Raw genomic sequence first — 17,714 nt, 5'->3', positions numbered from 1 at the left:
GTTTGTGCGCGCAGTTGAGTTACTAGGCGGGATAGATTGCGCCGAGTACGCGCAGCCCCTGCGCGCCGGTGACACTCGGCCGGTTGGCGGCTATGCCCTCTAGGCAGCAATGTGCCAGCCAGGCAAACGCCATGGCTTCGACCCAGTCAGCGGGTACGCCATGCACATCGGTACTGCTTACCTGGCTGTTGGGGAGTAGCTGTGCAAGACGACGCATCAAGGTGCGATTGTGTGCGCCACCACCACACACCAGCAGCATCTCGGTGTTCTGCTGGGCAGCCTTGAGCGCTTCGCTAATGCTGATTGCGGTCAGTTCCAGCAGGGTTGCTTGCACATCCGCTGCAGCGAATGCTGGCTGGCTCTGCAGGTGCTGGTCCAGCCAGGCAATGTTGAACAGTTCGCGACCCGTGCTTTTCGGGCCTTGGGTCTGGAAGTAAGGATCACCCAGCAAGGCGTGCAGAAGCAGCGGTTGCACCGAGCCACTGGCGGCCCATTGACCGTCTTGATCGTATGCCAGGCCTTGGTGGCGTTGAATCCAGGCATCCAGCAGCACATTACCTGGGCCGCAATCGAAGCCATGTACCGGGCGATCCGGCGCTAGCAAGCTGAGGTTGCTGAAGCCCCCAATATTGAGAATGGCGCGAGTGCTGTTTGGGTGTGCGAACAAGGCATCGTGGAACGCTGGAACCAGCGGTGCACCTTGGCCGCCGGCTGCTACATCGCGACGGCGGAAGTCGCTGACGACGCTGATGCCGGTTAATTCGACCAATAGGGCGGGGTTTCCGATTTGGATACTGAAGCCGCGAGTGGGCTCGTGGCGCACGGTTTGACCATGGCTGCCGATGGCGCGAACACTGCTTGCCTCTATATTGTGCTGCGCCAGTAGCTCATTGATGCCTTGAGCCGCGAGTTGCACCCACTGTTGCTCGGCAATAGCTGCGCGCGCCAGTTCATCGGGGCCTGAGGCGCACAGGCTAAGCAAGGTGCAACGCAGCTGATCTGGCATAGGCAGGTAGCGCGTGCCGATGAGGCGGGTGCTGTGATCTTGCTCGACTAGCGCAATGTCCAAGCCATCCAGGCTGGTGCCGGACATTACGCCGAGGTAGAGAGGCATGCTTTAGCGTTGATTGTTGAGAGCGAGCATTGTCGACTTCTCTTTGTCCATCTGCGCCATCAGCGGTTTGCTCAGTTGCATAAACCGGGCTTTTTCGTTGCTGGCGATAGGGTCTGCCATTGGCAGCTTCTGGCTCAGAGGGTCAACGTGTACGCCGTTGACCTGGAACTCATAGTGCAGATGCGGCCCAGTGGACAGCCCAGTGGTGCCAATGTAGCCAATGATTTGCCCCTGCTTGACGTTGCTGCCGCTGCGGATGCCCTTGGCAAAGCCGTTCATGTGCGCGTACAGCGTGCGGTAGCGTTGGCCGTGCTGGATCACCACTGCATTGCCGTAGCCACCATGGCGACCGGCGAGTGTGATGCGACCATCGCCGGCAGCCTTGATCGGAGTGCCGCGCGGAGCAGCGTAATCCACGCCCTTGTGTGCGCGGATCTTGTTCAATACGGGGTGGCGGCGGCCCGTGGAGAAGCGTGAGCTGATGCGGGCGAAGTCCACCGGCGTGCGGATGAAGGCCTTGCGCATGCTCTCGCCATTGGCGCTGTAGTAGCTGCTATTGCCTTGTTTGTTGGTATAGCGCACGGCGGTGTACGTCTTGCCGCGGTTGGTGAAGCGTGCGGAGAGGATGTTACCGGTGCCTACCTGCTTGCCGTTAACCACTTTCTTTTCGTAGATCAGTTCGAATTCGTCGCCTTCGCGAATATCCATGGCGAAGTCGATGTCGTAACCGAACACGTTAGCCAGGTCCATCGTCAGGTTATGCGACAGGCCGGCACGCTTGGCCGAGAGAAACAGTGAGCTATTGATCACGCCGTGGCTGTAAGCAGTTTTGACTTCGGGCTTGACCAGGTCACGTTTAAAGCTGAAACCTTTCTCGCTCTTGGTCAGGACAATGCTTTCCAAGTCGCTGAGTTTGCTATGCAGGCTTTCCAGCTGGCCGTCAGCGCTCAGGTTGAACTCAAGGGCCTGGCCTACTTTGAGGCGTGTCAGCTGCTTGGCTTCCTTGCTGCTGTTGATCACTTCATGCAGGGTGGTGGCGCCTAAGCCGACTTTGGCAAATACAGTGGACAGCGTGTCGCCGTTTTGCACATTAATAATGCGGTGCAGCGGGTCGGCTTCTTGCGGTTTCTCAGTCTGAGTCGTTTGCAGTTCATCGACTGCTGAGGAGTCTGTTGCGGCCGTATTGGCGAAGGGCGACTGACGCGAGGATGAAGTGGCTGGTTCCGGTTCACTCTGTTGTTCGGCGTACCCCGAGCCATTGTCAAGCTCAAGGTCGATGTAGGTCTTTTTGGCTTCAACTTCGCGTGTGGGGAATACCAGTAGGGCTAGGCTCAGTAGGGCGGCGACGCCACTGGCCGCCAAAATATGGCTTTTTGGGTACAAGGGTGGCGCTTTAGTTGTAGAGGTCATAGGTGGCTTTTGACTTTGGAAAATGGAAAGAAATAGATAAAAAAATGATGAATATGCAGTAACTGTATAAAATATAACCAAATCGCTTGCTAGGCAACCCCGGTTGTTGCAAGCAGGTCTTAGCTGACGCGGGTGGTGGGCAGAACTTGTGATTTGTCCGCGATCTTGTATGGTTGGTTCCCTTTTGTTTTTGAGTGGTCGTGAGTCCTGTCATGAAGTCGGTTGAAGAGCAGTTGGCGCTGATCAAGCGTGGCGCGGAAGAGGTTCTGGTTGAGGCTGAGTTGATTGAAAAGCTCAAGCGTGGTCAGCCGCTGCGCATCAAGGCAGGTTTTGATCCGACTGCGCCGGATCTACACCTTGGGCATACCGTGCTTATTAATAAGCTACGGCAGTTCCAGGATCTGGGGCATCAGGTGATTTTTCTGATTGGTGATTTCACCGGGATGATTGGTGATCCCAGTGGTAAGAGCGCGACGCGTCCGCCACTGACGCGTGAGCAGGTTCTAGAGAACGCGGAGACCTATAAAACGCAGGTGTTCAAGATTCTCGACCCAGCGAAAACCGAGGTTGCGTTTAACTCCACGTGGATGGACAAGATGGGGCCGGCCGACTTCATTCGCCTGACCTCGCAATACACGGTCGCCCGCATGCTTGAACGCGATGACTTCAGTAAGCGTTACTCGACCCAGCAGTCGATTGCTATTCATGAGTTTCTCTACCCGTTGGTGCAGGGGTATGACTCGGTTGCGCTGCGTGCCGACGTCGAGCTGGGTGGTACTGATCAGAAATTCAATTTGCTCATGGGGCGCGAGTTGCAGCGCGCCTATGGGCAGGCGTCGCAGTGTGTAGTGACCATGCCATTGCTCGAAGGGCTGGATGGCGTGAAGAAGATGTCCAAGTCGTTGGGCAACTATATAGGCATCCAGGAAGCGCCGGGCGTCATGTACAACAAGCTTGTATCGATGCCTGACGCTTTGATGTGGCGCTACTTCGAGCTGCTCAGCTTTCGCTCAATGGAAGAAATCGAGCAGTTCAAGTACGAGGTTGAGCTGGGGGCTAATCCGCGCGATATCAAAATCAAGTTGGCCGAAGAAATCGTTGCGCGCTTTCATGGTGAGGAAGCTGCGCTCTCTGCGCATCGTTCGGCGGGAAACCGCATGAAAGAAGGCGAACTGCCGGAAGACCTGCCAGAAATCGTGGTGGTGTCTATCGAGGACATGCCTATTTCCGCGCTGCTTAATAAGGCGGGCCTGGTCAAGAACGCAGCTATGGCGCGTGATCTGCTCGGCTCAGGCGGTGTGCGCGTGGATGGTGAGGTGGTGGATCGCACCTTTATATGTAAGGTAGGTGCTGTGCATGTCTGTCAGGCCGGCAAGAAAGCATTTGCGCGCATTACGCTCTCGTTCGAGAAATAAGGTGAGGTATTTGCCTCATGACCTTGGCCGGCGCTAGCGCTCCAGTTGTTGCTAGGCACGACAAAGCCGTTGAAGCGTCAGATTCAACGGCTTTGTCGTTTCTGTAGATTGCACGCGTTGCTGGGTGGCTAGGTCGTAAATTGGAGTGTGAAGGTAAAAACCTAATAAAGGATTGAACTTCTATAGGTAATCTCTATACTGCGCAGCTGTTCAGGCGCATACGGCCCTTAAATCTCTTGCAAAACAAGAGGTTAGGTTTAGTAGAGGGGTTGCAAAGCAGCGAAAGCTGCGTAGAATGCGTCGGGCTGACAGGGTGGTGGTTTTGCTCTGTTGGTTGTTCGGTCGAGTAGATCGGAAGCGGTAAAAGAGGTGGTTGACAGCGGTTTGAAACGCTGTAGAATTCGCCTCCCGCTGACGAGAAGCTAGAGGTTGATCGAAAGCGCAAGTGGTTGAGTTTGAAAAGAAATTTTCGAAATCACTTGACGAAAGAAGAGGTTGCTGTAGAATTCGCGCCTCGGTTGAGACGAAAGACTTAACCACCCGCTCTTTAACAACTGAATCAAGCAATTCGTGTGGGTGCTTGTGAAGTAAGACTGCTAGTCGCAAGATTATCAGCATCACAAGTTACTCCGCGAGAAATCAAAGATGTAACCAACGATTGCTGAGCTAAGTTTAGGGTTTTCTCAAAACCCAAGCAGTATTGAACTGAAGAGTTTGATCATGGCTCAGATTGAACGCTGGCGGCAGGCCTAACACATGCAAGTCGAGCGGTAGAGAGAAGCTTGCTTCTCTTGAGAGCGGCGGACGGGTGAGTAATGCCTAGGAATCTGCCTAGTGGTGGGGGATAACGTTCGGAAACGGACGCTAATACCGCATACGTCCTACGGGAGAAAGCGGGGGACCTTCGGGCCTCGCGCCATTAGATGAGCCTAGGTCGGATTAGCTAGTTGGTGAGGTAATGGCTCACCAAGGCTACGATCCGTAACTGGTCTGAGAGGATGATCAGTCACACTGGAACTGAGACACGGTCCAGACTCCTACGGGAGGCAGCAGTGGGGAATATTGGACAATGGGCGAAAGCCTGATCCAGCCATGCCGCGTGTGTGAAGAAGGTCTTCGGATTGTAAAGCACTTTAAGTTGGGAGGAAGGGTAGTAACTTAATACGTTGCTACTTTGACGTTACCGACAGAATAAGCACCGGCTAACTTCGTGCCAGCAGCCGCGGTAATACGAAGGGTGCAAGCGTTAATCGGAATTACTGGGCGTAAAGCGCGCGTAGGTGGTTCAGTAAGTTGGATGTGAAATCCCCGGGCTCAACCTGGGAACTGCATCCAAAACTGCTGAGCTAGAGTACGGTAGAGGGTAGTGGAATTTCCTGTGTAGCGGTGAAATGCGTAGATATAGGAAGGAACACCAGTGGCGAAGGCGACTACCTGGACTGGTACTGACACTGAGGTGCGAAAGCGTGGGGAGCAAACAGGATTAGATACCCTGGTAGTCCACGCCGTAAACGATGTCAACTAGCCGTTGGGAGTCTTGAACTCTTAGTGGCGCAGCTAACGCATTAAGTTGACCGCCTGGGGAGTACGGCCGCAAGGTTAAAACTCAAATGAATTGACGGGGGCCCGCACAAGCGGTGGAGCATGTGGTTTAATTCGAAGCAACGCGAAGAACCTTACCTGGCCTTGACATGCTGAGAACTTTCTAGAGATAGATTGGTGCCTTCGGGAACTCAGACACAGGTGCTGCATGGCTGTCGTCAGCTCGTGTCGTGAGATGTTGGGTTAAGTCCCGTAACGAGCGCAACCCTTGTCCTTAGTTACCAGCACGTAATGGTGGGAACTCTAAGGAGACTGCCGGTGACAAACCGGAGGAAGGTGGGGATGACGTCAAGTCATCATGGCCCTTACGGCCAGGGCTACACACGTGCTACAATGGTCGGTACAAAGGGTTGCCAAGCCGCGAGGTGGAGCTAATCCCATAAAACCGATCGTAGTCCGGATCGCAGTCTGCAACTCGACTGCGTGAAGTCGGAATCGCTAGTAATCGTGAATCAGAATGTCACGGTGAATACGTTCCCGGGCCTTGTACACACCGCCCGTCACACCATGGGAGTGGGTTGCACCAGAAGTAGCTAGTCTAACCTTCGGGAGGACGGTTACCACGGTGTGATTCATGACTGGGGTGAAGTCGTAACAAGGTAGCCGTAGGGGAACCTGCGGCTGGATCACCTCCTTAATCGAAGACTTCAGCTTCTTCATAAGTTCCCACACGAATTGCTTGATTCATTGAAAAAGACGATTGGGTCTGTAGCTCAGTTGGTTAGAGCGCACCCCTGATAAGGGTGAGGTCGGCAGTTCGAATCTGCCCAGACCCACCAATTGTTGTGGGGTTTGGCCTTGTACGAATATGGGGCCATAGCTCAGCTGGGAGAGCGCCTGCCTTGCACGCAGGAGGTCAGCGGTTCGATCCCGCTTGGCTCCACCATATACAGCACCGTAAGAGTTCAGAAATGAACGTTCCTGCTACAAGCAGATGAATGTTGATTTCTGGTCTTTGACCAGTAAGAAAATCGTTCTTTAAAAATTTGGGTATGTGATAGAAGTGACTGATTGATTACTTTCACTGGTAATTAATTTGGTCAAGGTAAAATTTGTAGTTCTCAATTGCAAATTTTCGGCGAATGTCGTCTTCACGTTAGAGACAGTAACCAGATTGCTTGGGGTTATATGGTCAAGTGAAGAAGCGCATACGGTGGATGCCTTGGCAGTCAGAGGCGATGAAAGACGTTGTAGCCTGCGATAAGCTCCGGGGAGTCGGCAAACAGACTTTGATCCGGAGATCTCTGAATGGGGGAACCCAGCCAGCATAAGCTGGTTATCACACACTGAATACATAGGTGTGTGAGGCGAACCAGGGGAACTGAAACATCTAAGTACCCTGAGGAATAGAAATCAACCGAGATTCCCTTAGTAGTGGCGAGCGAACGGGGACTAGCCCTTAAGTTGATTTGAGAATAGTGGAAGGCTCTGGAAAGTGCCGCCGTAGTGGGTGATAGCCCCGTACACGAAATTCTCTTATCAATGAAATCGAGTAGGACGGAGCACGAGAAACTTTGTCTGAATATGGGGGGACCATCCTCCAAGGCTAAATACTACTGACTGACCGATAGTGAACTAGTACCGTGAGGGAAAGGCGAAAAGAACCCCGGAGAGGGGAGTGAAATAGATCCTGAAACCGTATGCGTACAAGCAGTGGGAGCCCACTTTGTTGGGTGACTGCGTACCTTTTGTATAATGGGTCAGCGACTTATATTCAGTGGCGAGCTTAACCGAATAGGGGAGGCGTAGCGAAAGCGAGTCTTAATAGGGCGACAGTCGCTGGGTATAGACCCGAAACCGGGCGATCTATCCATGGGCAGGTTGAAGGTTGGGTAACACTAACTGGAGGACCGAACCGACTACCGTTGAAAAGTTAGCGGATGACCTGTGGATCGGAGTGAAAGGCTAATCAAGCTCGGAGATAGCTGGTTCTCCTCGAAAGCTATTTAGGTAGCGCCTCGTGTATCACTGCTGGGGGTAGAGCACTGTTTCGGCTAGGGGGTCATCCCGACTTACCAAACCGATGCAAACTCCGAATACCAGCAAGTGTCAGCACGGGAGACACACGGCGGGTGCTAACGTCCGTCGTGAAAAGGGAAACAACCCAGACCGTCAGCTAAGGTCCCAAAGTTATGGTTAAGTGGGAAACGATGTGGGAAGGCTTAGACAGCTAGGAAGTTGGCTTAGAAGCAGCCATCTTTTAAAGAAAGCGTAATAGCTCACTAGTCGAGTCGGCCTGCGCGGAAGATGTAACGGGGCTCAAACCATACACCGAAGCTACGGGTTCATCTTAGGATGAGCGGTAGAGGAGCGTTCTGTAAGCCTGTGAAGGTGAGTTGAGAAGCTTGCTGGAGGTATCAGAAGTGCGAATGCTGACATGAGTAACGACAATGGGAGTGAAAAACTCCCACGCCGAAAGACCAAGGTTTCCTGCGCAACGTTAATCGACGCAGGGTGAGTCGGCCCCTAAGGTGAGGCAGAAATGCGTAATCGATGGGAAACGGGTTAATATTCCCGTACTTCTAATTACTGCGATGGAGGGACGGAGAAGGCTAGGCCAGCACGGCGTTGGTTGTCCGTGTTTAAGGTGGTAGGCTGATTTCTTAGGTAAATCCGGGAGATCAAGGCCGAGAACTGATGACGAGTTATCTTTTAGATGACGAAGTGGTTGATGCCATGCTTCCAGGAAAAGCTTCTAAGCTTCAGGTAATTAGGAACCGTACCCCAAACCGACACAGGTGGTTAGGTAGAGAATACCAAGGCGCTTGAGAGAACTCGGGTGAAGGAACTAGGCAAAATGGCACCGTAACTTCGGGAGAAGGTGCGCCGGTGAGGGTGAAGCATTTACTGCGTAAGCCCATGCCGGTCGAAGATACCAGGCCGCTGCGACTGTTTATTAAAAACACAGCACTCTGCAAACACGAAAGTGGACGTATAGGGTGTGACGCCTGCCCGGTGCCGGAAGGTTAATTGATGGGGTTAGCTAACGCGAAGCTCTTGATCGAAGCCCCGGTAAACGGCGGCCGTAACTATAACGGTCCTAAGGTAGCGAAATTCCTTGTCGGGTAAGTTCCGACCTGCACGAATGGCGTAACGATGGCGGCGCTGTCTCCACCCGAGACTCAGTGAAATTGAAATCGCTGTGAAGATGCAGTGTATCCGCGGCTAGACGGAAAGACCCCGTGAACCTTTACTATAGCTTTGCACTGGACTTTGAGTTTGCTTGTGTAGGATAGGTGGGAGGCTTTGAAGCGTGGACGCCAGTTCGCGTGGAGCCAACCTTGAAATACCACCCTGGCAACCTTGAGGTTCTAACTCTGGTCCGTTATCCGGATCGAGGACAGTGTATGGTGGGTAGTTTGACTGGGGCGGTCTCCTCCTAAAGAGTAACGGAGGAGTACGAAGGTGCGCTCAGACCGGTCGGAAATCGGTCGTAGAGTATAAAGGCAAAAGCGCGCTTGACTGCGAGACAGACACGTCGAGCAGGTACGAAAGTAGGTCTTAGTGATCCGGTGGTTCTGTATGGAAGGGCCATCGCTCAACGGATAAAAGGTACTCCGGGGATAACAGGCTGATACCGCCCAAGAGTTCATATCGACGGCGGTGTTTGGCACCTCGATGTCGGCTCATCACATCCTGGGGCTGAAGCCGGTCCCAAGGGTATGGCTGTTCGCCATTTAAAGTGGTACGCGAGCTGGGTTTAGAACGTCGTGAGACAGTTCGGTCCCTATCTGCCGTGGACGTTTGAGATTTGAAAGGGGCTGCTCCTAGTACGAGAGGACCGGAGTGGACGAACCTCTGGTGTTCCGGTTGTCACGCCAGTGGCATTGCCGGGTAGCTATGTTCGGAAAAGATAACCGCTGAAAGCATCTAAGCGGGAAACTTGCCTTGAGATGAGATCTCACTGGAACCTTGAGTTCCCTAAAGGGCCGTCGAAGACTACGACGTTGATAGGTTGGGTGTGTAAGCGCTGTGAGGCGTTGAGCTAACCAATACTAATTGCCCGTGAGGCTTGACCATATAACACCCAAACAATTTGATGTTTGTGTGTCTCTATGAAGACTGCAACAGCCGAAAATTTGCACAACTACAAACCAAATCACATACCCAATTCGAGGTAGCGAGCCGCGCAAGCAGCACGACATCTCAGCTGAATCGCTTGACGACCATAGAGCATTGGAACCACCTGATCCCATCCCGAACTCAGTAGTGAAACGATGCATCGCCGATGGTAGTGTGGGGTCTCCCCATGTGAGAGTAGGTCATCGTCAAGCACCTATACCAAAACCCCCGATCGTGAAAACGGTCGGGGGTTTTACTTTTGCGCGCGATAAATCTACGGCAACGTGCAGACCTGGATAGGCAACTAAACAGTGCGTCGTTATCATGCGTGCCTTATTGCGTGGCGGGATTCTAATGCTTGCATTGTTAAGGCTTCTTCAAGACGGGCGCTTCCATTCTGGCGAGGAGCTCGGTGCTGCTTTGGGTGTCAGTCGTTCGGCGGTATGGAAACAACTAAAGGTTCTTCAGGCCGAGTTGTCATTGCCGCTGCATAAGGTGCGAGGGCGTGGCTATAGGCTGGCGGCGCCTTTACAGCTGCTGGATGCTGATTGGTTGGCGGCCCAGGCGGAGTCTCCGCAGTGGCGGGCTTGTGTCATGCCAAGTGTGGGCTCGACCAATGCTGAGGCGCTGCGACTGCTGGCTGGGCCGCCAGTGCCTGCGCTACCGTTCTATGTATTGGCAGAGCGGCAAACAAGTGGTCGGGGAAGGCGCGGGCGCAGTTGGGTCAGTCCTTTTGGCGAGAATCTGTATTACAGCCTAGTCGTGCGTGTCGACGGTGGTATGCGTCAGCTTGAGGGCATGAGTCTGGCTGTGGGCTTGGCGCTGCTCCAGGTTATACGCGGGTTTGGTGTGGTCGAGGCTGGGCTGAAATGGCCCAATGATGTGCTGGTTGGTGAGCGTAAGCTGGCGGGAATTTTATTGGAGCTGTCGGGTGATCCCGCGGATGTTTGTCATGTGGTCATTGGAATTGGCTTAAATGTGAACATGCTGGCAGCTGGGTCAGCGAGTATTGATCAGCCGTGGACCTCAATGTGCGCAGAGCTAGGGCGTCCGTTAAACAGGAACGAGCTGGTTAGTGAGCTGAATAAGCAGTTGTCGCGCTACTTGGAAATACAGTTGCGTACTGGCTTTGGCGCGCTGCGTGATGAGTGGCAGGCTAGTCACCTCTGGCGGGGGCGAACGGTTTCGATAACAGCAGGTGCTGAGCCTGTAGAGGGTAAGGTTTTAGGGGTAGATCATTCTGGAGCCATTCAATTATGCGTTGATGGGATTGAGCGAAGCTTTAGTGGTGGTGAGATTAGCTTGAGGCTGCGTGATGATTCTTGAACTCGACTGCGGTAATACCCTAATAAAGTGGCGCCTGCTCAGTGGTTGCAATACTGCAGCCAGTACGGGTGGTGTAGTTGAGTCTGATCAGGCGCTTATAGAGGTTGTCCGCAAGCAGGGTGTGTATCTGCGTGCCTGTCGCTTAGTAAGTGTGCGCAGCGATGAAGAAACTGCCCAGTTAGTCTCGCTGCTTGAGCAAGCCTTTGCTGTTAAGTGTTGCTGTGCTCAATCCACAGTATCTTTAGCAGGTGTGCGTAACGGTTATGAGCAGCCTGAGCGCCTCGGGCTTGATCGTTGGCTTGCGGTGGTCGGTGGCTATCAGTTGTCGCGCAAGGCTTGTCTGGTTGTCGACCTCGGCACCGCCGTCACCTCTGATTTCGTCGGTGCGGATGGTGAGCATCTCGGGGGTTATATCTGCCCTGGTGTGCCCTTGATGCGGACGGAGTTACGCACCCATACGCGGCGAACGCGCTACGACAGTCGTGAGGCTGTCAGGGCGCTTGAGGAGTTGCTGCCTGGGCGTGCAACTGCGCAGGCTGTGGAGCGTGGCTGCTTATTGATGTTGCGTGGCTTTGTGGCTGGACAGGCAAGCATGGCGGCCGAGCTCTTTGGGGGGGATTTCCATGTGTTCCTTACGGGGGGGGATGCTGCCTTGGTGAGGGATGTAATTCCGGGCGCGCGAGTTGTGCCTGATTTGGTATTTATCGGCTTGGCGATCGCTTGCCCCATCGATTGAGGTCTGCATGCGCTGGATGTTCTTGTGGTTAATTGTGCTGAATTTGTTCTATTACGTTTGGCATCAGCAGCAGGCGCCGTTGCGTGTTACCGAAATTGCGCCACTTAACATGGCTCAAGGCAGTAAGCGCGACATCCGTCTGTTGAGCGAGTCGAGTGCGCCGGCACGCAGAGAGCGGGTGGAGGCGCAGCCTGTTGAGGCGGTGTGCTTGTTTCTCGGCAGTTTTGAGTTGATGGCGGATGCGTCGGCGGTCGAGCAGCGCTTGCTTAGTCTGGATATTCAATCGCGAGTGCAGAGCATGGATGCAGCGGCCGGGGTTGATTATTGGGTCTACCTGCCGCCTTTGGCCTCGCGGCAAGCTTCGCTACGTCAGCTGCGTGAGCTGCAGGCAAGGAAAATAGATAGCTACATCATTACTCAGGGCGACTTAGCCAATGGTATTTCCCTGGGTATCTTTCCGCGCAGTGATTCGGCACAGAGTGTTATGCAGCGCCTGCGGGACGCTGGCTATGAGCCGTCATTGCGCGAATTGACCCGTGCGCATCGTAGTTTCTGGGTGCGCGTATCCCCGCAAAGTCGGCGTTTGGCGGATGATTCGGTGTTGCAACGTTTAGCTTTTGACTTCAAAGGCTTAGAACAGCAATTAATGCCGTGCGAGGGGGTTGCAAGGTCTTTGTAGAATGCATAGAATGGCGCCCGCTCAGCAGGGTGGCGCTTACAAGTGCTCTGCAGGGTTGCTGTCAATGTAGCTAACCTCAGGTTTTTTAATGAGAAATTGCTTGACAGTAGGTCGGCATCGAATGAGAATGCCGCCCCGTTTGGAGGGATTCCCGAGTGGCCAAAGGGATCAGACTGTAAATCTGACGTCATCGACTTCGAAGGTTCGAATCCTTCTCCCTCCACCAGATTTAGCAAGAGCTGTAAATTGAGCGGGTATAGTTTAGTGGTAGAACCTCAGCCTTCCAAGCTGATGATGCGGGTTCGATTCCCGCTACCCGCTCCAGTTTTCTGCTCTTGCATTGTGTTTTGCTCATGTAGCTCAGTTGGTAGAGCACACCCTTGGTAAGGGTGAGGTCAGCGGTTCGAGTCCGCTCATGAGCTCCATCTAATAAAGGCAGATATGCAAGTATCTGCCTTTGTTTTATGGCGGTGATGCTGAGTTAATTCTTCTCTCGGAGGCAGTCAAAATGGCTAAAGAAAAGTTTGAGCGTAACAAGCCGCACGTCAACGTTGGCACTATTGGTCACGTTGACCACGGTAAAACCACGCTGACCGCTGCTCTGACTCGCGTCTGCTCCGAAGTATTCGGTTCTGCCGCTGTTGCTTTCGACAAGATCGACAGCGCGCCGGAAGAGAAGGCTCGTGGTATCACCATCAACACTTCGCACGTAGAGTACGATTCCACTATTCGTCACTACGCCCACGTTGACTGCCCAGGCCACGCTGACTATGTGAAGAACATGATCACCGGTGCTGCGCAGATGGACGGCGCTATCCTGGTTTGCTCTGCAGCTGACGGCCCGATGCCACAGACTCGCGAGCACATCCTGCTGTCCCGTCAGGTAGGTGTTCCGTACATCGTCGTGTTCCTGAACAAGGCTGACATGGTTGATGACGCCGAGCTGCTGGAGCTGGTGGAAATGGAAGTGCGCGATCTGCTCAGCACTTACGATTTCCCAGGCGACGACACTCCGATCATCATCGGTTCTGCGCTGATGGCGTTGAACGGTCAAGATGACAACGAAATGGGCACTACCGCTGTTAAGAAGCTGGTAGAGGTTCTGGATACTTACATCCCTGAGCCGGTTCGTGCGATCGATAAGCCGTTCCTGATGCCAATCGAAGACGTGTTCTCGATCTCCGGTCGCGGTACTGTTGTTACCGGTCGTATTGAGCGCGGTATCGTCAAGATCCAGGAAGAAATCGAGATCGTTGGTCTGCGTGACACCACCAAGACCACCTGTACCGGTGTTGAAATGTTCCGCAAGCTGCTCGACGAAGGTCGTGCTGGTGAGAACTGTGGCGTTCTGCTGCGTGGTACCAAGCGTGACGACGTAGAGCGTGGCCAGGTTCTGGTTAAGCCGGGTTCGGTTAAGCCACACACCACCTTCACTGCAGAAGTGTACGTGTTGGGCAAAGAAGAAGGCGGTCGCCACACTCCGTTCTTCAAGGGCTATCGTCCTCAGTTCTACTTCCGCACTACCGACGTAACCGGTAACTGCGAACTGCCGGAAGGCGTAGAAATGGTAATGCCAGGTGATAACGTTCAGATGACCGTTACCCTGATCAAGACCATCGCTATGGAAGAAGGTCTGCGTTTCGCCATTCGTGAAGGCGGTCGTACCGTCGGCGCCGGCGTCGTAGCAAAGATCATCGCGTAATCGATTGATCTGTTTTGATCGGGCCGGCATAATGGTCGGCCTGATTCAGTTTTTAGGTCAGTAGCTCAATTGGCAGAGCGACGGTCTCCAAAACCGTAGGTTGGGGGTTCGATTCCCTCCTGACCTGCCATATTCAATAGAATTTGGCGCGTCTTTTTACAGGATACTAGTAGATGAATGTTAAGGCTGAAGCCAAAGACTCTCGCTTTGATCTGCTGAAGTGGCTCTTAGTTGCTGCTCTGGTAGTTGTAGGCGTGGTTGGTAATCAGTATTTCTCTGCTGAGCCCATCTTGTATCGTGTTCTGGCTTTGCTGGTGGTTGCGGCATTGGCAGGCGTGATTGCCCTGCAGACCTCAAAAGGTAAGGCCTTCTGGGTTCTGGCAAAAGAAGCGCGCGTCGAAATTCGTAAGGTCGTTTGGCCTACTCGCCAAGAAACCACGCAGACAACTCTAATCGTTGTGGCTGTTGTTTTGGTTATGGCGCTGTTGTTGTGGGGGCTAGATTCCCTGCTTGGTTGGCTTGTTTCGTTGATTGTCGGTTAAGGGTGTCCCGTGGCTAAGCGTTGGTATGTAGTGCATGCTTACTCGGGTTACGAGAAGCATGTTATGCGTTCGTTGCTCGAGCGCGTAAAGCTCGCCGGTATGGAAGATGTGTTTGGCGAAATCCTTGTGCCTACCGAAGAAGTGGTAGAGATGCGCAATGGTCAGAAGCGCAAAAGTGAGCGCAAGTTCTTTCCTGGTTACGTGTTAGTCCAGATGGAAATGAGCGAGGCGACTTGGCACTTGATCAAGAACACCCCGCGCGTCATGGGCTTCATTGGTGGTACTGCTGACAAGCCGGCGCCGATCACTGAAAAAGAAGCGGATGCGATTCTGCGTCGAGTTGCTGACAGTGGTGATAAGCCGAAGCCGAAAACACTGTTTGAGCCGGGTGAGATGGTGCGCGTGACTGATGGTCCGTTTGCCGATTTCAGCGGTGTTGTAGAAGAAGTTAACTACGAAAAGAGCCGCATCCAGGTGGCAGTGACTATTTTTGGTCGCTCTACACCGGTCGAGCTGGAGTTCAGTCAAGTCGAAAAGGCATAACTGACATAAGCATCCCTTACCCCGCAGCCCTGGGCTGCGGGGTTTTGTCGTCACTGGGATAAATAGGTAATAACTGGGGAGCCGCAAGGCGCTAGAACCCAAAACTGGAGTAGCTCATGGCTAAGAAAATCACGGCTTATATCAAGCTGCAAGTAAAGGCTGCACAAGCCAACCCGTCGCCACCTGTCGGTCCAGCTCTGGGTCAGCATGGCGTGAACATCATGGAATTCTGCAAGGCGTTCAACGCCCGTACCCAGGGCCTTGAGCCGGGTCTGCCGACTCCAGTGATCATCACTGTCTATAGCGACCGTAGCTTCACCTTTGAAACCAAAAGCACGCCTGCTGCGGTTCTGTTGAAGAAGGCTGCTGGTCTGACCGCCGGTTCGGCTCGTCCGAACACCGTCAAGGTCGGCACCGTAACTCGTGCTCAGCTGGAAGAGATCGCCAAGACTAAACAGGCTGATCTGACTGCTGCTGATATGGACGCTGCTGTGCGTACTATCGCCGGCTCCGCTCGTAGCATGGGCCTCAACGTGGAGGGTGTGTAATGGCTAAGTTGACCAAGCGTCAAAAGGCAATCGCTGAGAAGGTTGAAGCTGGTAAGGCATACAACTTCGTTGAAGCGGCCGCCCTGCTGGCTGAGCTGTCGGCAGTCAAGTTCTCTGAGTCCGTAGATATCGCTGTTAACCTTGGTGTTGATCCGCGTAAGTCTGACCAAGTTGTGCGTGGCGCTACCGTGCTGCCGAATGGTTCGGGCAAAAGCGTTCGTGTTGCTGTGTTCACTCAGGGCCCGGCTGCTGAAGCCGCTCTGGCTGCCGGCGCTGATCGCGTAGGTATGGACGATCTGGCTGCTGAAATGAAAGGCGGCGACCTGAACTATGACGTGGTTATTGCTTCCCCGGATGCGATGCGCGTTGTTGGTCAGTTGGGTCAAGTGCTCGGTCCACGTGGCCTGATGCCTAACCCGAAAGTCGGTACCGTTACTCCTGACGTTGCTACTGCTGTGAAGAATGCCAAGGCAGGTCAAGTGCGTTTCCGTACTGACAAGAACGGCATTATCCACGGTTCCGTTGGCAAGGTCGGCTTCGACGCTGAGAAGCTGAAGCAGAACGTTGAAGCGCTGATTTCGGACCTTAAGCGTCTGAAGCCATCGACTTCGAAAGGTATCTACGTCAAGCGCGTAACCCTGAGCACCACCATGGGTCCAGGTCTGATCATTGATCAAGGCTCGCTCGACGCGTAAGGCATAGAAGTGGCGCAAGCGATTGCGCCACTTCGACACTTTGGGGTCCCTGCTTTGCGGGGGCTATCCAAGACCGTAGGTGGCGCAAGTCTTAAACTTAAAGCCTACGCAGATGGTGCTCCCGATTCTTACCGAATCAGACACCAAAACGACATCCAGCTTCGGCTAGATGAAACGGTAACAAGCAGGAGTTAAACCCGTGGCAATTAAACTCGAAGACAAGAAGGCCATCGTCGCTGAAGTCAACGAGGCTGCCAAAGTCGCTCTGTCCGCTGTCGTGGTTGATGCACGCGGTGTGACTGTAGGCGCTATGACCGGACTCCGTAAAGAGGCCCGCGAGGCTGGTGTATACGTGCGCGTTGTACGTAATACCCTGCTCAAGCGCGCTGTTGAAGGCACAGATTATGCTGTCCTCAACGACGTGTTCAAAGGCCCGACCCTGATTGCATTCTCCAAGGAACATCCGGGCGCTGCTGCTCGTATTTTCAAAGAGTTCGCCAAGGGTCAGGATAAGTTCGAGATCAAGGCAGCTGCGTTCGAGGGCAAGTTCCTCGCAGCAAACGAGATCGACGTGTTGGCTTCGCTGCCGACTCGCGACGAAGCTATTGCGAAGCTGATGAGCGTGATCCAAGGCGCTACCAGCAAGCTGGCTCGTACTCTGGCGGCCATTCGCGACCAGAAAGAAGCTGCTGCTGCCTAAGGCATCAACAGTTCTTTCAAAATCATATGTTTAATTTGATGGCTGCGTAGGCTGTCACCCCAATACAGGATTTAAAGTCATGTCTCTGACTAACGAGCAAATCATCGAAGCAATCGGCCAGAAAACTGTTCTGGAAGTTGTTGAACTGATCAAAGCAATGGAAGAAACCTTCGGCGTTACCGCTGCTGTTGCCGCTGCTGGCCCAGCTGCTGCCGCTGCTGTTGTTGAAGAGCAAACCGAATTCAACGTGATGTTGCTTGAAGCCGGCGAGAAGAAAGTAAACGTGATTAAGGCAGTTCGTGAACTGACCGGTCTGGGCCTGAAAGAAGCCAAGGCTGTAGTTGACGGCGCTCCTGCCATGGTTCTGGAAGCTGTTGCGAAAGAAGCAGCTGACAAAGCCAAAGCTGCTTTGGAAGAAGCTGGCGCTAAAGTCGAGCTTAAGTAAGCGACGACCTTGCGTCTACAGCCGAAGCGACTCGCGTAAGGCTGATGGCTGGTGGCTTTTGCCACCGGCCTTTTTCCGTTCTAGGTCGGCTAATCATAGGTTGGCCTGGGGTGTGAAAGTCCCGCCCGATGTGGCGGCGCAAACTTAGGGTTTGCAAGAGTTTCTGGCAACTCCCGTCGGAGGGGCCAAATAAGC

At 53.6% G+C, this 17,714-nt stretch carries 13 protein-coding genes, 6 tRNA genes and 3 rRNA genes; 20 read left to right on the top strand and 2 right to left on the bottom strand.

Features of this window, described 5'->3' with window-relative positions; all coding sequences use genetic code 11:
• Nucleotides 1-22: 22 nt before the first annotated feature.
• Both Q0V31_RS03650 and Q0V31_RS03645 read right to left on the bottom strand, forming a co-directional pair.
• Nucleotides 23-1,114 (bottom strand): anhydro-N-acetylmuramic acid kinase, encoded by a 1,092-nt coding sequence (locus tag Q0V31_RS03650; RefSeq protein ID WP_298184581.1) that lies wholly within the window; start codon nt 1,112-1,114, stop codon nt 23-25.
• 3 nt (nt 1,115-1,117) lie between these two features.
• The gene (locus tag Q0V31_RS03645; protein ID WP_298184578.1) at nt 1,118-2,524 is read right to left on the bottom strand and encodes a peptidoglycan DD-metalloendopeptidase family protein; all 1,407 of its coding nucleotides are present in this window, start codon (nt 2,522-2,524) and stop codon (nt 1,118-1,120) included.
• Nucleotides 2,525-2,736: 212 nt separating this feature from the next.
• Between Q0V31_RS03645 and tyrS the strand changes: the two genes are divergently transcribed.
• From tyrS to rplL, 20 genes are all read left to right on the top strand, one after another.
• Nucleotides 2,737-3,939 carry a tyrosine--tRNA ligase gene (tyrS, locus tag Q0V31_RS03640; RefSeq protein ID WP_298184576.1) on the top strand — a complete coding sequence of 401 codons (1,203 nt, stop codon included), beginning with the start codon at nt 2,737-2,739 and terminating at the stop codon, nt 3,937-3,939.
• A 702-nt stretch (nt 3,940-4,641) separates the two neighbouring features.
• A 16S ribosomal RNA gene (locus Q0V31_RS03635) occupies nt 4,642-6,178 on the top strand.
• Nucleotides 6,179-6,243: 65 nt separating this feature from the next.
• Nucleotides 6,244-6,320, top strand: a tRNA-Ile gene (locus tag Q0V31_RS03630).
• Between the two features lie 31 nt (nt 6,321-6,351).
• A tRNA-Ala gene (locus tag Q0V31_RS03625) sits at nt 6,352-6,427 on the top strand.
• Nucleotides 6,428-6,671: 244 nt separating this feature from the next.
• Nucleotides 6,672-9,561: ribosomal RNA gene (locus tag Q0V31_RS03620) — 23S ribosomal RNA — on the top strand.
• Between the two features lie 138 nt (nt 9,562-9,699).
• Nucleotides 9,700-9,815: ribosomal RNA gene (rrf, locus tag Q0V31_RS03615) — 5S ribosomal RNA — on the top strand.
• Together the 16S, 23S and 5S rRNA genes with 2 tRNA genes alongside form the textbook arrangement of a ribosomal RNA operon.
• 142 nt (nt 9,816-9,957) lie before the next feature.
• Nucleotides 9,958-10,929 carry a bifunctional biotin--[acetyl-CoA-carboxylase] ligase/biotin operon repressor BirA gene (gene birA, locus Q0V31_RS03610; protein WP_298190903.1) on the top strand — a complete coding sequence of 324 codons (972 nt, stop codon included), beginning with the start codon at nt 9,958-9,960 and terminating at the stop codon, nt 10,927-10,929.
• Nucleotides 10,919-11,665 carry a pantothenate kinase gene (locus Q0V31_RS03605; protein ID WP_298184574.1) on the top strand — a complete coding sequence of 249 codons (747 nt, stop codon included), beginning with the start codon at nt 10,919-10,921 and terminating at the stop codon, nt 11,663-11,665. The genes birA and Q0V31_RS03605 overlap by 11 nt, the downstream gene beginning before the upstream one ends.
• A 7-nt stretch (nt 11,666-11,672) precedes the next feature.
• A complete protein-coding gene (locus Q0V31_RS03600; RefSeq protein ID WP_298184572.1) occupies nt 11,673-12,344 on the top strand; it encodes an SPOR domain-containing protein in 672 nt (223 codons plus the stop codon).
• Between the two features lie 141 nt (nt 12,345-12,485).
• Nucleotides 12,486-12,570 (top strand) — tRNA-Tyr (locus tag Q0V31_RS03595).
• Between the two features lie 24 nt (nt 12,571-12,594).
• Nucleotides 12,595-12,668 (top strand) — tRNA-Gly (locus Q0V31_RS03590).
• Nucleotides 12,669-12,693: 25 nt separating this feature from the next.
• A tRNA-Thr gene (locus Q0V31_RS03585) sits at nt 12,694-12,769 on the top strand.
• Between the two features lie 83 nt (nt 12,770-12,852).
• Nucleotides 12,853-14,046 carry an elongation factor Tu gene (gene tuf / locus Q0V31_RS03580; protein ID WP_298184550.1) on the top strand — a complete coding sequence of 398 codons (1,194 nt, stop codon included), beginning with the start codon at nt 12,853-12,855 and terminating at the stop codon, nt 14,044-14,046.
• Between the two features lie 54 nt (nt 14,047-14,100).
• Nucleotides 14,101-14,176, top strand: a tRNA-Trp gene (locus tag Q0V31_RS03575).
• Nucleotides 14,177-14,219: 43 nt separating this feature from the next.
• Nucleotides 14,220-14,588: a preprotein translocase subunit SecE gene (secE, locus tag Q0V31_RS03570; protein WP_298184570.1), complete on the top strand. Its 369-nt coding sequence runs from the start codon at nt 14,220-14,222 to the stop codon at nt 14,586-14,588.
• A gap of 9 nt (nt 14,589-14,597) precedes the next feature.
• Nucleotides 14,598-15,131, top strand: a complete 534-nt coding sequence (nusG, locus tag Q0V31_RS03565) for a transcription termination/antitermination protein NusG (protein WP_298184568.1) — start codon at nt 14,598-14,600, stop codon at nt 15,129-15,131.
• Nucleotides 15,132-15,247: 116 nt separating this feature from the next.
• Nucleotides 15,248-15,679: a 50S ribosomal protein L11 gene (gene rplK / locus Q0V31_RS03560; protein ID WP_298184566.1), complete on the top strand. Its 432-nt coding sequence runs from the start codon at nt 15,248-15,250 to the stop codon at nt 15,677-15,679.
• A complete protein-coding gene (gene rplA / locus Q0V31_RS03555) occupies nt 15,679-16,374 on the top strand; it encodes a 50S ribosomal protein L1 (RefSeq protein WP_274087698.1) in 696 nt (231 codons plus the stop codon). Before rplK ends, rplA begins: the two co-directional genes overlap by 1 nt.
• 199 nt (nt 16,375-16,573) lie before the next feature.
• On the top strand, nt 16,574-17,074 hold the full coding sequence (rplJ, locus tag Q0V31_RS03550) for a 50S ribosomal protein L10 (RefSeq protein WP_298184563.1): 501 nt from the start codon (nt 16,574-16,576) through the stop codon (nt 17,072-17,074).
• 79 nt (nt 17,075-17,153) lie between these two features.
• A complete protein-coding gene (gene rplL / locus Q0V31_RS03545) occupies nt 17,154-17,519 on the top strand; it encodes a 50S ribosomal protein L7/L12 (protein WP_298184561.1) in 366 nt (121 codons plus the stop codon).
• Nucleotides 17,520-17,714: the final 195 nt, after the last annotated feature.

The organism is uncultured Pseudomonas sp. (genome assembly GCF_943846705.1).
Classification (GTDB): Bacteria; Pseudomonadota; Gammaproteobacteria; order Pseudomonadales; family Pseudomonadaceae; genus Aquipseudomonas.
The sequence above is the reverse complement of the archived record's forward strand: the minus strand, read 5'-3'. Positions and strand labels throughout refer to the sequence as shown.

What these genes read in the sequence shown, in the direction of transcription:
- Q0V31_RS03650 (WP_298184581.1), bottom strand. Translation starts at nt 1,114, where the DNA reads ATGCCTCTCTACCTCGGCGTAATGTCCGGCACCAGCCTGGATGGCTTG.
- Q0V31_RS03645 (WP_298184578.1), bottom strand. Translation starts at nt 2,524, where the DNA reads ATGACCTCTACAACTAAAGCGCCACCCTTGTACCCAAAAAGCCATATT.
- tyrS (WP_298184576.1), top strand. Translation starts at nt 2,737, where the DNA reads ATGAAGTCGGTTGAAGAGCAGTTGGCGCTGATCAAGCGTGGCGCGGAA.
- birA (WP_298190903.1), top strand. Translation starts at nt 9,958, where the DNA reads ATGCTTGCATTGTTAAGGCTTCTTCAAGACGGGCGCTTCCATTCTGGC.
- Q0V31_RS03605 (WP_298184574.1), top strand. Translation starts at nt 10,919, where the DNA reads ATGATTCTTGAACTCGACTGCGGTAATACCCTAATAAAGTGGCGCCTG.
- Q0V31_RS03600 (WP_298184572.1), top strand. Translation starts at nt 11,673, where the DNA reads ATGCGCTGGATGTTCTTGTGGTTAATTGTGCTGAATTTGTTCTATTAC.
- tuf (WP_298184550.1), top strand. Translation starts at nt 12,853, where the DNA reads ATGGCTAAAGAAAAGTTTGAGCGTAACAAGCCGCACGTCAACGTTGGC.
- secE (WP_298184570.1), top strand. Translation starts at nt 14,220, where the DNA reads ATGAATGTTAAGGCTGAAGCCAAAGACTCTCGCTTTGATCTGCTGAAG.
- rplK (WP_298184566.1), top strand. Translation starts at nt 15,248, where the DNA reads ATGGCTAAGAAAATCACGGCTTATATCAAGCTGCAAGTAAAGGCTGCA.
- rplA (WP_274087698.1), top strand. Translation starts at nt 15,679, where the DNA reads ATGGCTAAGTTGACCAAGCGTCAAAAGGCAATCGCTGAGAAGGTTGAA.
- rplL (WP_298184561.1), top strand. Translation starts at nt 17,154, where the DNA reads ATGTCTCTGACTAACGAGCAAATCATCGAAGCAATCGGCCAGAAAACT.